The sequence below is a fragment of the Chitinophaga sp. MM2321 genome (assembly GCF_964033635.1).
Classification (GTDB): domain Bacteria; phylum Bacteroidota; class Bacteroidia; order Chitinophagales; family Chitinophagaceae; genus Chitinophaga.
In genome coordinates, this window is sequence record NZ_OZ035533.1 from 6,165,692 (window position 1) to 6,180,836 (window position 15,145).

At 46.6% G+C, this 15,145-nt stretch carries 14 protein-coding genes; 4 read left to right on the top strand and 10 right to left on the bottom strand.

Going from position 1 to position 15,145, the window contains the following annotated elements; translation table 11 throughout:
* Nucleotides 1–95: 95 nt before the first annotated feature.
* The gene (locus ABQ275_RS24240) at nucleotides 96–797 is read right to left on the bottom strand and encodes an SDR family oxidoreductase (RefSeq protein WP_349315728.1); all 702 of its coding nucleotides are present in this window, start codon (nucleotides 795–797) and stop codon (nucleotides 96–98) included.
* Nucleotides 798–894: 97 nt separating this feature from the next.
* Between ABQ275_RS24240 and ABQ275_RS24245 the strand changes: the two genes are divergently transcribed.
* Nucleotides 895–1,590, top strand: a complete 696-nt coding sequence (locus ABQ275_RS24245) for a YjjG family noncanonical pyrimidine nucleotidase (RefSeq protein WP_349315729.1) — start codon at nucleotides 895–897, stop codon at nucleotides 1,588–1,590.
* Nucleotides 1,591–1,706: 116 nt separating this feature from the next.
* Here the strand turns inward: ABQ275_RS24245 and ABQ275_RS24250 are convergent, their stop codons facing one another.
* The 5 genes from ABQ275_RS24250 to ABQ275_RS24270 all read right to left on the bottom strand — a co-directional run bounded on the left by ABQ275_RS24250 (nucleotide 1,707) and on the right by ABQ275_RS24270 (nucleotide 4,875).
* Nucleotides 1,707–1,943: a hypothetical protein gene (locus ABQ275_RS24250; RefSeq protein WP_349315730.1), complete on the bottom strand. Its 237-nt coding sequence runs from the start codon at nucleotides 1,941–1,943 to the stop codon at nucleotides 1,707–1,709.
* Nucleotides 1,944–1,968: 25 nt separating this feature from the next.
* Nucleotides 1,969–2,622 carry a phosphatidylserine decarboxylase family protein gene (locus ABQ275_RS24255; RefSeq protein WP_349315731.1) on the bottom strand — a complete coding sequence of 218 codons (654 nt, stop codon included), beginning with the start codon at nucleotides 2,620–2,622 and terminating at the stop codon, nucleotides 1,969–1,971.
* Nucleotides 2,623–2,726: 104 nt separating this feature from the next.
* Nucleotides 2,727–3,578 (bottom strand): phosphatidate cytidylyltransferase, encoded by an 852-nt coding sequence (locus ABQ275_RS24260; protein WP_349315732.1) that lies wholly within the window; start codon nucleotides 3,576–3,578, stop codon nucleotides 2,727–2,729.
* 64 nt (nucleotides 3,579–3,642) lie between these two features.
* Entirely contained in the window at nucleotides 3,643–3,897 is a 255-nt protein-coding gene (locus tag ABQ275_RS24265; RefSeq protein WP_349315733.1) for a DUF2007 domain-containing protein, read from the bottom strand.
* 27 nt (nucleotides 3,898–3,924) lie between these two features.
* Complete coding sequence (locus tag ABQ275_RS24270) at nucleotides 3,925–4,875, bottom strand: CPBP family intramembrane glutamic endopeptidase (protein WP_349315734.1); 951 nt, start codon at nucleotides 4,873–4,875, stop codon at nucleotides 3,925–3,927.
* A gap of 204 nt (nucleotides 4,876–5,079) precedes the next feature.
* On the opposite strand from ABQ275_RS24270, the gene dusB reads away from it, so the two are divergent.
* Both dusB and ABQ275_RS24280 read left to right on the top strand, forming a co-directional pair.
* On the top strand, nucleotides 5,080–6,147 hold the full coding sequence (dusB, locus tag ABQ275_RS24275; RefSeq protein ID WP_349315735.1) for a tRNA dihydrouridine synthase DusB: 1,068 nt from the start codon (nucleotides 5,080–5,082) through the stop codon (nucleotides 6,145–6,147).
* Between the two features lie 44 nt (nucleotides 6,148–6,191).
* On the top strand, nucleotides 6,192–6,761 hold the full coding sequence (locus ABQ275_RS24280) for an NUMOD4 domain-containing protein (protein ID WP_349315736.1): 570 nt from the start codon (nucleotides 6,192–6,194) through the stop codon (nucleotides 6,759–6,761).
* Between the two features lie 88 nt (nucleotides 6,762–6,849).
* Here ABQ275_RS24280 and ABQ275_RS24285 read toward each other — a convergent pair whose 3' ends face one another.
* Nucleotides 6,850–10,140, bottom strand: coding sequence for an AAA domain-containing protein (locus ABQ275_RS24285; RefSeq protein ID WP_349315737.1), 3,291 nt, complete (start codon nucleotides 10,138–10,140; stop codon nucleotides 6,850–6,852).
* A gap of 87 nt (nucleotides 10,141–10,227) precedes the next feature.
* Here ABQ275_RS24285 and proC point away from each other — a divergent pair, with 87 nt between their 5' ends.
* A complete protein-coding gene (gene proC / locus ABQ275_RS24290) occupies nucleotides 10,228–11,025 on the top strand; it encodes a pyrroline-5-carboxylate reductase (RefSeq protein WP_349315738.1) in 798 nt (265 codons plus the stop codon).
* On the opposite strand, the gene ABQ275_RS24295 is transcribed toward proC, so the two are convergent.
* The 3 genes from ABQ275_RS24295 to ABQ275_RS24305 all read right to left on the bottom strand — a co-directional run bounded on the left by ABQ275_RS24295 (nucleotide 11,022) and on the right by ABQ275_RS24305 (nucleotide 15,114).
* Nucleotides 11,022–11,516 (bottom strand): histidine phosphatase family protein, encoded by a 495-nt coding sequence (locus ABQ275_RS24295; protein WP_349315739.1) that lies wholly within the window; start codon nucleotides 11,514–11,516, stop codon nucleotides 11,022–11,024. The genes proC and ABQ275_RS24295 overlap by 4 nt on opposite strands.
* Nucleotides 11,517–11,690: 174 nt before the next feature.
* The gene (locus tag ABQ275_RS24300; RefSeq protein ID WP_349315740.1) at nucleotides 11,691–13,418 is read right to left on the bottom strand and encodes an amidophosphoribosyltransferase; all 1,728 of its coding nucleotides are present in this window, start codon (nucleotides 13,416–13,418) and stop codon (nucleotides 11,691–11,693) included.
* A 310-nt stretch (nucleotides 13,419–13,728) separates the two neighbouring features.
* Nucleotides 13,729–15,114 (bottom strand): peptidylprolyl isomerase, encoded by a 1,386-nt coding sequence (locus ABQ275_RS24305; protein ID WP_349315741.1) that lies wholly within the window; start codon nucleotides 15,112–15,114, stop codon nucleotides 13,729–13,731.
* Nucleotides 15,115–15,145 lie beyond the last annotated feature (31 nt).

Sequence of the window (15,145 nt, forward strand, 5' to 3'; positions counted from 1 at the left end):
TGATGTCAACAAATTTAACCAAAGCCGCTAGGGAAGCGGCGTTACGACCCGTTAAAACTTAGTTAAAAGATTATATATAAATGGAAAATTTACCACTAGATGTCGCCCAGCATAGGCCGCAGGAGGATTTCCTCTACAACGGTTTGTTTGGCCAGGGAGAAGGCCGCCCAGATAATGTTGGCAATATCTTCAGGGGGCATCATTCTGTCGGGAGGGGCTTCAAAGCCTTCCCAGGAGGCGGTAAGCGTAGGGCCAGGGCTTACTGACGTAACCCGGATATTATAGGGTACCAGCTCTTTCCGCAGGTTTTTACTGAATCCCAGCAGGGCGTGTTTGGTAATGCCATAGGAGCCGCCATTGGGATAGGCGCTGTGGCTGGCAGTGGAACACATGTTGAAAATATGACCATTGCGTTGTTGTATCATCAGCGGCATCAGTTCCCGTGTCAGGTGATAGGCACTGTATACATTTACCGCCATTAACTTTTCAAGCAGGCCGTCTGCTTCCTGGTGGATGCTGCCAGGGATGAAGATACCGGCATTATTTACCAGGATATCGATAGAAGAAAAAGTAGATTTTATTTTTTTAGCAAAAGCCAGTACCTGCGCCTTATCTCCCATATCAACAGGCTCTGCCATGACAGTTACTGCCGGGTTTTGCTGTTGTATAGCGGCTTTTGCTGCGGCCAGCGCATCTGCGCTACGTGCACAAATAACCACGTTAAACCCTTCCTGTGCCAGTTTCTCTGCAATAGCCTTTCCGATGCCTTTGCTGGCACCTGTAATAACTGCATTCATAAATATCCTTGATTGAAGCGGTAAAATAGTGAATTTAGTTGAATGCAGGGGTAGCATCCCGGTCCATCTGTTTTGTATTTTGTACCTTTGCGCAGTCATGAAATACAAACATCTTTTCTTTGACCTGGACCATACACTCTGGGACTTTGAAACAAATGAACAGGAAACATTGCTGGAGCTGTATAACAGCCATAATTTATCAGGTAGAGGGGTTCCCTCGTTTGAGGAGTTTTCCATCTCCTATGTAGGCCATAATGAGCGTTTGTGGGACCGTTTCCGTAAAGGATTTATTACACGCAATGATTTACGCGATAAACGCTTCCGCCTTGCACTGCTGGACTTTAAAATAGGGGATGAAAAATTAACGCAAGCGATGTGTAAGGAGTTTTTGGAAATCCTCCCTTACAAAACGGCGTTATTCCCGGAAACCGTTGAAACGCTGGACTACCTGGCTGCCAAAAATTACCCGATGCACATGATCACCAATGGCTTTGAGGAAACGCAGTTGCTGAAAATGAAGAATGCCGGTATTGATCAATACTTTACGCATATCGTTACTTCTGAAGTAGCGGGCAGCCTGAAACCATATAAGGAGATTTTTGAATATGCCATTGCCAAAGCCGGTACCACTGCCACTGAAAGCATAATGGTCGGAGATGCCATGGAGCTTGACATAAAAGGAGCACATGGTGTAGGAATGGACCAGGTATATTTTAACCCGGCCAAACCCCCGGTAGACTTCACACCTACCTTTACCATCGGGCATTTGAGAGAGCTGAAGGAGATCTTATAAATATTTTTTGATTTATGAATGTAGGAATTTGGAATGCAGCGGAACTGACAATTATTTGTTATCTCCGCTGCATTCCAAATTCCTACATTCATAAATCAAAAAATTCGAAAATATTATTATTGTGCTGTTTTTGGTTTCTTGGCAGCGGCGGCCATTCTCAGGCTGGCTGTTTTAGAAGGTTGCTGACAGCAGCTTTTACCTTTTGCGGTGGTTTTACAGTTTGCCACAGCATCGCTTTTCTTTTCTGACTTCGCTGTTTTATCTGTGGTAGCTTTGCTTTTGGTATTATCCTGTGCAAATGCTACGCTTCCCATGAATAAGAGCGCCGCAACGCCGGTAAAAACTTTTTTCATGCTATCTGATTAAGTGACTAAGATACTAGATTTTAGCAATAACCGTTTGTCCGCCTTTCACGATTTCTTCTAATTTCACGGTTACTTCTGTTCCTATTGGGAGGTAGAGATCTACACGGGAGCCAAACTTGATAAAGCCCATTTCTTCGTTTTGAGCTACCTGCATGCCTGGTTTCAGGTAGTTTACGATCCTGCGTGCCAGTGCACCGGCAATCTGTCTTACCAGGATATCCGTTTTACCATTACCGATAACGATAGAATGTCTTTCATTTTCGGTAGATGATTTGGGATGCCAGGCTACCAGGTATTTACCGGCATGGTATTGCGACAGCTTTACCTGGCCACTGATGGGGTTCCTGTTTACATGCACGTTGGCCGGACTCATAAAAATAGATACCTGGAGGCGTTTATCTTTAAAATATTCCGGTTCATATACTTCTTCAATCACAACTACTTTACCATCACAGGGAGAAGTAACGAGTGATGCTCCTGCGGTATATTGTCTGGTGGGTATACGGAAGAAGGATACGATGAAAAGGAAAATAAGGATGGATACAATCAGCACGCTGTAAGATAGGGCCGGCGACTGGCCAAACCAGTAAGATACAGCGCCGTTGATGAGCGCCAGTACAAGGAATACAAGGGAAATGGTAGCAAATCCTTCACGATGGATCTTCATTGTTTGTTTATTTGTTAAGTTGTTTATATATGTCCCGGCTACGCCGGGATGGTTAAAGCTGTTGCGAAGTTACTTTAATTCAATTTTCTCCCGGAAACGAATTTCTAGCCCATCATAAAGAAGTGAACATAGATCCAGGCAAAGGGAGCTGCCAGCAGCAGGGAGTCGAAACGGTCCAGGAAGCCACCGTGGCCGGGCATGATGTGACCAGAGTCTTTTACGCCAGCCATCCGTTTCAGCTTGGATTCCAGCAAATCGCCGATTGTACCGAAGATGGCAGCGATGCCGGCGAGTGCCAGCCAATGTTGTAAAGACAGGTATTCCTGCCCCCAATAGAAACCATAAACCCCGGCTGCAGCTACCGCCAGGATCATGCCGCCTACGGTGCCTTCTATTGTTTTTTTAGGGGAGATGGACGGGAAAAAGGGCGTACGGCCTATGAGTGAGCCTACAATGTAGGCCATAGTATCGTTAATCCAGATGAAAGCGAGGAGTAGTAAAGGAATCAGCCATCCGGGATCAATTGCATTCAGCCTGATATTCACCAGTAAACTGAACGGAATAATGATATATAGTATACCCAGGGCGGAATAGCCTATGTTTTTCAGGGAAAAATCCCTGCTCAGTAATATTTCTCCCAGAGGCAGTACCAGTAAGAATATAACAGCTACCCACCAGCCTATGAAGCCGGTAGCTATCTCCCCTATCTTAAAATTCTCTCCTGTGAAAGCAAGCATGATAGCACATCCTGCTACCATTACCCCCCATTTATGCCAGGAGGGCACTGTTGCATAATCGGTATCTATGAGCCGGAGCAGTTTAAAATACTCCTGTAACGCAAAGAAGCTGATCAGGAAGAACAGCAGGAAAAAAGTAAATGGACTCCATAAGATGCCGCCCAGCATTACTGCCACAAACACCAGTGCAGAGGCAGTGCGGGTAAAGAATGTCTTCATTATGCGTAATTCTGTTAATTAATTCTGAGACGCAAAAGTGTACAAAATTACCCGATGGAGCAAATTAGCCCTGTTGCGGATCCACTGAATCAGGATCTCCCGTGGGCAGATTGTTGTGATTATGTACGAGATCTTTAGCCACTTTCTCCTCGGTTTCATGCACATATAATTCTACCTGGTCCGGGAGTACAATATTGTAGGAAGATGACTGCTTGTTGATTAAAACCGCTATGATGCCGTTCTCTGATAGCATACCTTTTACAATCTCCGCCTCAAAAGGCCGGTCGCTCGAAAAGATTTTCACCCAGTCTTTTTCCATATTTATAGCTTTTAGATCACTGTTAAATTACAAATTTTCATCGACTCCGATGTGGTCAACATCTTTGTTTTCAACTTTCTCCGGCTTATCCGTCATGTCCATGGGTGTAGACTTTTTACTTAATGCCCACATTAAACCGATTGTCACCACAAAACTGAGCAGACCGATGTACCACGCTACCGGCGTGTCTTTGGTGGGATCGGTTTTCATCATGCCATGCTGAAACATATAGATCATGATCACCTGCAACCCGTTATTGAGAATGTGTGCGAAGATGCTTAACCATAAATTTCCACTGATAACATATATCGCTCCCAGCACAAAGCCCAGTACTACGCGGGCCATAAAACCCAGCATTTCCAGGTGTACGGCGCTGAATAGTATGGCGGTGATAAATACGCTCAGCCATACTTTACCGGTAGATTTGATCATCAGCCGTTGTAATACGCCCCTGAAAAAAAGTTCTTCTGCGATGGCCGGTACTGCGGCTATCAACAGGAGATTAATCAGCAGGTCTTTGGGTTGCGGCATGTGCAGCATGATCTTCACCAGCTGCTCTGTCTGGGCCTGCATATCGCGTGCCGCCTGGGGTACATTCCAGGTCTGGTTCCATTGATTTACCAGTCCGGCAAACCATAAAACACTGTACATAACCATGAGCGCCAGCAGTACCTGCCAGCCTTTGGGCGCGGGTTTGAGGCCCAGGTACCGCATGGGGGAAGGTTGCCACAGGTAAGCAAAAACAGCGGCAGGAATAAAGTAAGAGATGATAGTATAAAGAAACTGTGTTATTTTCAGATAGCCGATCAGGTTAGCATCTTTCAGATCAACATTTTGCAGGGCAGCAAGTGAATGCCCGGTCAGCATCGGAAAAAGGGTACCGACTCCTACGAGATAAAGGGAGGTAAATCCGAAGAAAAACCCGATGAAGGTGACAAACTGTAAGGGAAGAGGCGATTGCTTCAGATAACCGGTCATAAAGTATTACTGTATTAAATTGCGTAAATTTACATCGCGAAATTCAGTTTGCAGTGACATAGCAGATTTACATAATGAACATATCATGATGCGATGCTGCTGACAATAAGGGAGCGTAACTGCAAATGTCTCATTGCGAAAAGAAACAATATATAAAATATTAAAATAATAACTACGGTCAAAACCAGCTGTGGTATATAATTTATGGTGAAGATAGGAAATATTGATCTGGGGGAATTCCCTTTATTACTCGCTCCCATGGAAGATGTGAGCGATCCGCCTTTCCGTGCAGTATGCAAGGATAACGGGGCTGACCTGATGTATACCGAGTTCATATCTTCGGAGGGGCTTATCCGTGATGCTATCAAAAGCCGGAAAAAGCTGGATATTTTCGATTATGAGCGCCCGGTAGGTATTCAGATTTTTGGGGGAGATGAAGAACCGCTGGCCATGGCCGCCCAGATTGTGGAAGCAACCAATCCTGATTTACTGGACATCAACTTTGGCTGCCCGGTAAAAAAAGTGGTTTGTAAAGGCGCCGGTGCCGGTATTCTGAAAGATATTCCCAAGATGATAAAACTCACGGAAGCAGTGGTAAGAGCTACCCGGCTGCCGGTTACCGTGAAAACGCGCCTCGGTTGGGACGACGATTCCAGGAACATTGAAGAAGTTGCGGAGCGGTTGCAGGATGTAGGTATCAAAGCACTCACTATTCACGGACGTACCCGCACACAATTGTACAAAGGTAGTGCTGACTGGACTTTGATCGGAAAAGTAAAAAATAATCCACGCATACAAATTCCTATCTTTGGTAACGGTGACATATGTACGCCGGAGCAAGCCGTTGCAGCGAGACAAAAATATGGCGTGGATGGTGTAATGATAGGCCGCGCTGCTATTGGTTATCCATGGATTTTCAGAGAGATCAAGCATTTTATGAAGACGGGCGAACATTTACCGCCTCCAACTGTTTTGGAAAGAGTAGAAGTCTGTAGAAAGCATCTGCACCAGTCCGTATCATGGAAAGGTGATGTGGTTGGAATACTTGAAATGCGTCGCCATTATACAAATTACCTCAAAGGATTACCGCATATCAAGGAATTCAGACAACAATTAGTAACTTACAAGACGTTAGCAGAGATAGAAGAAGTGTTAGACGCGGTGATATTGCAATACAAGGATCATATATTCGAAAGGACTGCTCCCCAGTTAATTGAACATAATTTTCTGCCGGCTGATAATGAAATGGCTGGTTGTAACGTTTACGGATAAACGGATGACCCCACGAAAAACAAAAAAATATAAATTACTTTCACATGACCACAATTAAAAATCTGAAAAATGAAGTCTGGAAGGACTTACAGATTAAAAACAAGTCTGCCCTGCGTAAAAAATACGCTGTTTCTAACATGGGGAGAGTGATCAGTTATCATGAAAGTACGGAAGATGGTAAGCTGCTCACGGGTTCTACCGTGGAAGGCTATACGGTTTTAAATGTGAAACCGGCCGACAGCTACCAGTCACTCTACCTGCACCGCGAAGTGGCCAAACTGTTCAGCAAGAAAGCAGGTCGTTCGCACAAGTATGTGATCCACCTGGATTACGATAAAAAGAATAATAAAGCTACCAACCTTCGCTGGGCCACCAAGGAGGAAATGGAAGATCATCAGCAAAACAGTCCGGCCAAGCTGGCTTATAAAGAAAAACAGCGCAACCGTTTAAAAGGACTGAAGCTGAATGTTAGCAAAGTGAAAAATATCAAGCGCCTGCTGACAAAACCTGGTAAAAAAACGATGAAGCAAATTGCCGAACAGTTTGATATCAGTGAAATGCAGCTATACCGTATCAAAAGCGGCGAAAACTGGTCGCATGTAACATTGGATTAATGCCTGGCTTGCCCGGGACTGATCATATATGATGTTGTCTGACTACGGCCACACAGCAAGTGTGGCCGTAGTTATTTTTGAAACCCCCTTACAAATTTCCCCTGGCCATTTCTTCCAGCACTTTCCGGTAATGAGGACTCTCCATCAGTACCGGCTCATACCCCATCAGAATCACCTGTTTTCGTGCACGCGATAACGTTACCAACAGCTTGCGATCTACTTCGATATCCTGTTCTTCCCATTTAAATTGTCCGAGACATTGTAATGTATGCACCTGCGCGGCATGATACACCGCCAGCGAAACAATAATAATATCGTTTTCAGAACCCTGGAAACGCTCTACCGTGTCAATGTTGATCTGATGCAAGTCTTTATCATTGTCTATCAGCTCCCTGATCAGGCTTATCTGGGTGCGCCACGGCGTTACCACACCTACGGTATCTTTACTAAAATCTGCGCCATAACAGCCTTTCAGATGATGTAATAAGGATACCACCCGTGTGGCTTCCGTACTATTCATTTTTGAAGTAGCCTCGTAAGGACTGGGTATAAATACTTTCCTGCCTAATGACAACACCCGCTCCCACCCTACATTTTCACTGCTACCGTTGATTTCAAAAACGGCTTTCTGCATTTCTTTTCCGGACGACAACTGCCCCGCATAATAATGATTTACGAGGTCGGCGATGTTGTCGTGCATACGGAAATGGGTATTCAGCATGCCCCAGGCATGGTGCCAGTGGCTGGTCTTACAACGTTGCATCAACCGCTCAAAAATGGAAGCGCGCAGGTCATGAATGCCCAGTTCCAGCAGCTGCGGCTCTCTTACCCGGCAGAAATATGCTTCCTGGGTTACTACCGGCGGCAGCTGATTCTGATCACCGATGAGGATAAATTTCCGGAAAGGCATCAGGAGGCCCAGTAGTTGTGGCTCCGTGAGCTGAGAGGCTTCATCCACGATGAGCGTATCGGCAGGAATGCCCATCATCACCAGCAGATCCAGGCGGGTAGCCATGGTGGCTACCGTGGCTACAAATACTTTATGACCGGTGATATAACTGCGCGCTTCATCCAGCGTACCATCGAGGCAATATTGCCGTAGCTTGACGGCTGCTGCGGTATTCCTGCCACCGAGGCGGAGATGGCGTATATCTTTTGCCTCCAGCTTATGACAGATTTCCTCCACTGCTTTGTTGGTAAAGGCTACAATGACCACGCAGCGATCTTCTTTGATCATCTCCCCTACAATGGTTGTGAGCAGGGAAGATGTTTTTCCGGTGCCGGGAGGGCCCTGCAACAGGTAGTAGTCCTGCGCTTCCAGTGCCTGTTGTACGATCTGCTCCTGGTTGCTGTTGAACATGATTGGTACGGTACCTGGTAACGGCTGCCGGCGTGGGGTATCAAGTCCCAGTAATACGTTGGTGCGTTGCCGGTATTGCGGGGATATAACATGGAAAAGCGCGGCCGCTGCTGTCCAATAGTTGGATTCGTAGATATCATGTTCTATGATCCATTCGTCATACTGGCGGAAGAAGTCCAGCGTCATTTGCCGGTTATTGAGCGAAAAGGTAAGCTGGTCTTTTCCCAGGTCATCGATACGGCCTTTGAGCAGCTGTTGTTGCAGGGGCTGCAATGTAGTGCCGGTACGCGGGTAAATAATGGCCGTATCTCCGGTACGGAAATTATGACTAACGGGGACGACTATATCAAACAGTACGGCGCTGTTGACCGTATCAAATTCACGGAAACGAAGCCCGGATATAATATTGAAGCGGGCGGCCTTTTCATTTTCCTGTTGCAGCCACAGCGCGGAGAAACCGTCTGCATCATCTTCCCTGTTCACTTCCGAAAACATACCGCATTTGGCTTGCAGATATTCCCGCAATACAAACGCCAGGAACTGCTTGTAATATGTTTTTGCAGCATCGGGGGCATCATACCATGCTTTTTCAAAAGAAATGAAATGTGCAGCACTGAAGGCGGGCAGGCCCGCGGCGGCGGCTCCCGAAATCGCTGACAATACCTCAAACTCGCCACCCGCAAGGCGCAGTAGCATCGCTACTACTTCATTGCGGAGCAGGAGCAGGTCATTTTCAGTACGGTGGGTGCTGGTCACGTTTCGCAGCGGATTGGCCGTTGCGGCGGAATAGAGGATCGCAGAGCTGCCTTTGCGTTGCTGCCCAAAGGCAGAGCGGAGCAGGAGGTTATAGCCTACAACCTGCATCTCATGATTTTTCCAGGTGTTGAAGTCGGGTGCTTTTCCACTCTTCAGCTCAAATATTTCCTTGCGGTACGGATCTGTATCGTCTTCGGCCATCAGATCCAGGCGGCCTTGCAGACCGTATTGGGCAGAGAAAAAAGTAGGCTCAATACGTACCGGCTTATCCTGGAGGTCTTTTACCGTGCTGTGAAGGTTGCCCCAGTGCTGGTGGCGGATATCGCGAAACATTTCATTCAGCTTTTCACGTCCGTAGGCAGCGGCCTGGAGTACGTTTTCTGCAACGGCTTCTACAAAAGAGGTTTTGAAATCTATCGTCTGATTGCGGAGCATCTCGTCCAGCAGGGCGTTTACAAGGTTTCCCTTGAAGGCTGCGGGTGCGGGCTGTTGCGGTGTTAATTTTTTAACAAGATAAAGTAAGCGGTTAGCGCCTTTGTGGGTGAAGCATTCGGCCAGATCACTGATATCTATCAGCAGATCCGGTTCCAGTATCACCTGGCTTTCTGCGGTAGTAGTATAGGCTTGCTCCGTTGCTCCCTGCCGGCAATGGTGCACGTGAATGGTATCGTAGGGGCGCAATAGTCCATGCAGCGCCATGACCGTAACGGGTTCAAGGTGCTCCAGGTGTAAGTGAAAATCTCCCTGTTCATCATTCTTTACTTCCAGCAAAAAAGTATATTTCCCTTTGGCATCGGTGCCCAGCTCTCCTACTGCTGTGATCATACATTTCAGCAGGGCAAGATCGGATGGCCGGTGCTGGTAGGACAGCGACAGGCTACTGCTGCCGGAAGGGGCATACAATTCGCTGAGGGCCGCCGGTACGGGCGTATTATAAAACCAGGCCACCGCGGTGGCGAGTGCTTTAATGCATAGCAGCTGTTCCGCATCCTGGAGGGAAAATAATCCGCGTGTAGCCTTGTTCGTTAGAATGCGTAAAGCCGTCAGTTGTTTGTGAATATCGGGCGGCACTACCTGTTTATCGAAGTAGAATTGCATGCGTGCAAACAGGTTCCCGAACGACCGGGTTTCTTCGCGGGTGAGTTCCCGGAAAAGACCTTCGAGGATTAGTTTATAGTGACGGATTTTATCTTCCGGGGTTGATATGCTATACGTTTCTTTAATCCGGGCATAAAACGCCGCTGCCCTGTCTGTTGCCTGCATGGCTGCAAGTTAAGGAATACAGCCGGTTTGCATCAATGGGGCAATTGTTATACCTTCCGTACGATTTATAGTGAAAATTTATTTTTTATGTCAGCCAAAAAAATAGCTATTATAGGTGGTGGAAATCTGGGATCGGCCATCGCTCAGGGATTGTTGAAAAGCGGCTTTTCAAAGGCAGAAGATCTCACGGTTACCAAGCGTAATACGGGGACACTCACTGCGCTACAGGAAGCGGGTGTAAAAGTGATTTCGGACAACGCCGCTGCTATCAGTCAGGCAGAGGTGATCGTAGTAGCGTTAAAGCCTTATAACGTCCGCGAAATATTGCAGGAGTTCAAAAGTTCTTTTGATCCCCAAAAACAGATCCTCATCAGCGTTGTTACCGGTGTGAGTATAGCGGACCTGGAGCATATTATTCCCGGTATGGCGGTGGTACGCGCTATGCCCAATACGGCCATTGCTATCCAGGAATCCGTTACCTGTATCTGTTATAAACATACAACGGAGGAACAGGTACGTTTTGTGAAGACCATGTTTGATCAGCTGGGCGCTACGGTGAGCATTGACGAGCAGCTGATGGATGCGGCCACGGTACTGGGCGCCTGCGGTATTGCCTATGCGCTGCGTTTTATCCGCGCCAATATCCAGGGTGGTATTGAAATCGGGTTTGATGTACGTACTGCCAGTCTTATTGCAGCACAAACAGTAAAGGGTGCGGCAGAATTGCTGATTCGTGAAAACCGTCATCCGGAAGAAGAAATTGATAAGGTAACAACCCCCAAAGGTTGTACTATAGCGGGATTGAATGAAATGGAACACCAGGGTTTCAGTTCTTCGCTGATCAAAGGGATTACAGCTTCTTACAATAAAATTACCAAGGGTTAATTATTGCGCGGATAGTCAAAGAAGAGGAATTTCTTTTTTGCGAGATCAAAATCTTTCCAGCAATCGGTATCTGCCTGGATGGCAAAGATGCCGGTGGTGGGTACATTGTCGATCCTGATCTCTTCGGTGAGGTAGTTAGCAAAGTCAGTGATCCCCGGATTGTGTGCGAAGATGGCTACTGCGCTGAAATCATCATCAATTTTAGTGATCACTTTCAGGAAAGTGGAGGCATAGCATAAATAAAGTTCCTCTTCCAGCAGGATCGCTTGTTTGGGATACTTCCATTCGTCCGCCATTATTTTGGCGGTGGAGCGCGTTCGCTTGGCCGGGCTGGCAATGATCAGTTCCGGTACCATTCCCCGTGTAATGAGGCGGCTAGCCATTTCCGGGGCGTTTTGCTTCCCCCGTTTGTTGAGCGGTCGATCAAAATCATCCATGTCCGGATTGGTCCAGCTGGATTTTGCATGACGGATGAGTAGTAGTGTTTTCATGGCTGAAAACGTATTGTTAGCAGAAACGAAAATAAGGTTTTAAAGGACGTTAATGTGTTAAGGTTATATTATATTTAGTTATTTAATTATTTAGAGATGTAGTTATTTAGTTTCAGGAAGAAATTTTCCTTTGAACCAAATAGCTACATCTCTAAATAATTTAATAACCAGATATTAATAGCCTCTTTCGTTTTTGCCTTCCATGAAGTTCATGAAGGCTTTATTTACAACACGGTTGCCGCCCGGAGTGGGATAATTACCGGTAAAGTACCAGTCACCCAGGTTGTTAGGGCAGGCTTCGTGGAGGCTTTCTATAGATTGATAGATCACTTCTATTTTTGCTTTCAGGCCAACAGGCGTCAGGATCTCGGCGATCTTGGCAGAGATTTCTTCCGGTGTAAATGGCTTGTAGATATTTTTCACGACGTTCTGGGCATGCAGCGTGTTGGTGCGTTGCAGCTCCTTACACAGGCCGTAAGCCTCTTGGAGGATGTGTTCCTTGTCATGGTCTTTCAGCAGGGCAATCGCCGCCTGGAAGGCTACAAAATCGCCCATTTTGCTCATATCAATACCGTAGCAGTCCGGATAACGGATCTGCGGAGCAGAAGAAACAACAATAATACGTTTGGGTCCTAAACGATCCAGCATTTTAACGATGCTTTCTTTCAGGGTGGTACCGCGTACAATAGAGTCATCGATCACAACCAGGGAATCAATGCCCGGTCTTACCGTACCGTAGGTGATATCGTACACGTGCTGTACCATTTCATTACGGCTGGAATCTTCTGTAATGAAGGTTCTCATCTTCACATCCTTGATGGCTATTTTATCAATACGGATGCGGCGGTTCACCATTTCGCTCAGCTTTTCCTCGTCGAAATCCTTATCCCAGGAGAGGATACGTTCTACCTTGATTTTATTAAGATAATCTTCCAATCCTTTCAGCAAGCCATAGAAGGCCACTTCAGCGGTATTTGGAATAAAGGAAAAGATGGTATTGCGCAGGTCATTATCAATGGCTTTCAACACCGTGCCGGATAAATTGCGACCTAAAGCAGTACGTTCCTTATATATTTTTTCGTCGTTACCGCGGGAGAAGTAGATCCTTTCAAAGCTGCAGGCTTTGCGCTCTTTGGGTTCGAGGATCTGTTCTATGGAGTAATCGCCATTGTTTTTAACGATCAGTGCATGACCGGGCATCAGTTCCAGTACTTCATTTTCGCCTACATTGAAGGACGTACGGATGGCAGCTCTTTCGGAAGCAGCTACGATCACATCATCATTAACGTAGTAGTAGGAAGGACGGATACCGTGCGGATCACGGATCACGAAAGCGTCGCCGGAGCCGATAAGACCGCAGGCGTGGTAGCCACCATCGAACATGGAGAATGATTGCTGGAGGATCTTTTTCACATCCAGGCCATTGCGGCGTTCTTCATCTTCCAGTGAAAGGAAGTGGTGAACGGTTTCCAGCATGGCAGCCAGGTCACTGTTTTTATGTACTTCACCGGGTTCTGCTTTTACAAACTTGAAAAGTTCATCTGCGTTTACCAGGTTAAAGTTACCGGCCATGGCCAGGTTACGGGCGGGAATAGTATTATAGCGTACAAACGGGTGGCAGAGTTCTACATTATTTTTTCCCTGGGTAGCATAGCGGAGGTGACCCATCAGGAGTTCTCCCAGGAATCTTACATGTCCTTTGAGGAGGCCGGGATATTTGATGATTTCCGGCTGATATTTTTCTATTTCGTGTATTTCTTCGCGGATTTTGCTGAACACATCCCCAATGGCTTGCGGGGCTGCGCTGCGGATACGTTGCATAAATGGAACGCCCGGCTCTGTATCCAGTTTCACGGTGGCAACACCGGCGCCATCCTGGCCCCTGTTGTGTTGTTTTTCCATGAGAAGATACAGTTTGTTCAGCCCATAAAAAACAGTCCCATATTTTTGTTGGTAGTAGGAGAACGGCTTCCTTAATCTTATAAATGCCAGACCGCATTCATGTTTGATCGCATCACTCATCGCAAGAAAATTGAAGTCGCAAAGGTACGCCAAATAATTACGAATTACGAATCGCGAATTACAGCATTGTGGGAAAAGATGAGTGGAAAAATTATGGTTACGTATTAATAATTACGGAGTTGTGAAGAGATACCTGCGAAAATCATTCGCTATATATCTTCTCACAACTCCGTCGTTTATGATGCTTATTTTATTGCTTCGCGAGGCTCGCCATCCACTGGCTAATATGCTGGCAATCTTTATATTCATTATCTACGTGTACGTAGAAAGTTGGTATTTTTTCTATCAGCCATTTATTGATTGCTTCGGCACGTTTGATGTCCAATGTGCGTTGCTGAATACGGGAATAGTCATCCGTGAGGTTTTCCCGGTGTGGCTGGGTGCGGGTTTTCAGGTAAACGATACGCGTAGAAGTGCGGCCGTTTTCATCTGTAAACTGTGCTGGTGCAGAGATATTGCCTGGTTTCAGGGTATCCAGCATCAAAACGATATCTCTTTCAGAAGGATCATCCAGTTGATCGATGGTGATAAGCGTGCTTCCGTCGCCGGTTTTGGACTGGAGCATACCGCCATCAAACTTTGCCGTCTGGGCATCGCTGTATTTGGTTACTGCTTCCGCGAAAGTATATCTATTGTTGAGGATCGCTGTGCGAATGGTATCCAGCTTACCCATACAGGCGGCGAGATCGGATTTTGTTACGGCCGATCTTACGAGGATGTGTTGTACGGTTACATTATCCCCCTGGCGTTTCAGCATCTGGATGAGGTGGTAGCCATGTTGTGATTTTACGGGAGATGAAATTTCACCTTCTTTCAAACGGAAAGCAGCGGCGAGGAAGTCAGGGTCCCAGGTATTTTTATCGTTGCGGTTTAGTACATACACGCCTTTGTTGTCTTTAACACCGGGATCTTCAGAGTAGAGGATAGCCAGTGAGCCAAAGTCGGATTCTTTATTCTGTACGCGTTTTTTGAAGTCCAGGAGGCGGTCTACGGCGTATTGGTCCATTTCGCGGGTAGCTTTGGGCTGTATTACGATCTGACCGATTTCCAGTTCTGACTCATAGAATTTGAGGCTATCTTTTGGAATAGCATCGAAGAAGCGTTTTACTTCAGAGGGAGTTACTTTTACCGGTTCAACGATTTTATTCCGCATCGCCTGTGCCAGCAAGCCTTCTTTGATGGGTTGGCGGAAGCGTTCACGAAGTTGGTATACGGTGTAGCCGGTTATTTCTTTCATTTTTTCCTTGGAGCCGTAGAGCTGTTCGAAGTAGCGGATACGGTTTTCCATTTGCGCTTCCACATCTCCGTCGTTCAGCGGTAAGCTGTCGCGTTCAGCCTGGAGCACCATCACCTTTTGGGAAATCAGCATTTCCATGGTCAGACAGGCTGCGTCCGGAGCCAGGTTGCCGTCTACCGAGTTGCGCTGCTGATCGCTGAGCGCCCCGTCCATATCGGATTTGAGGATGATCTTATCACCCACAACGCCGATAATTTTGTCTGCCACCAGTCTTTGCTGGGCCATAGTGGCCTGCCCAAACAACAATGCACCTACAGATAATGCCAAAAGTTTCTTCATACAAAAGCGGTAAAACTCAAAAATAACCATT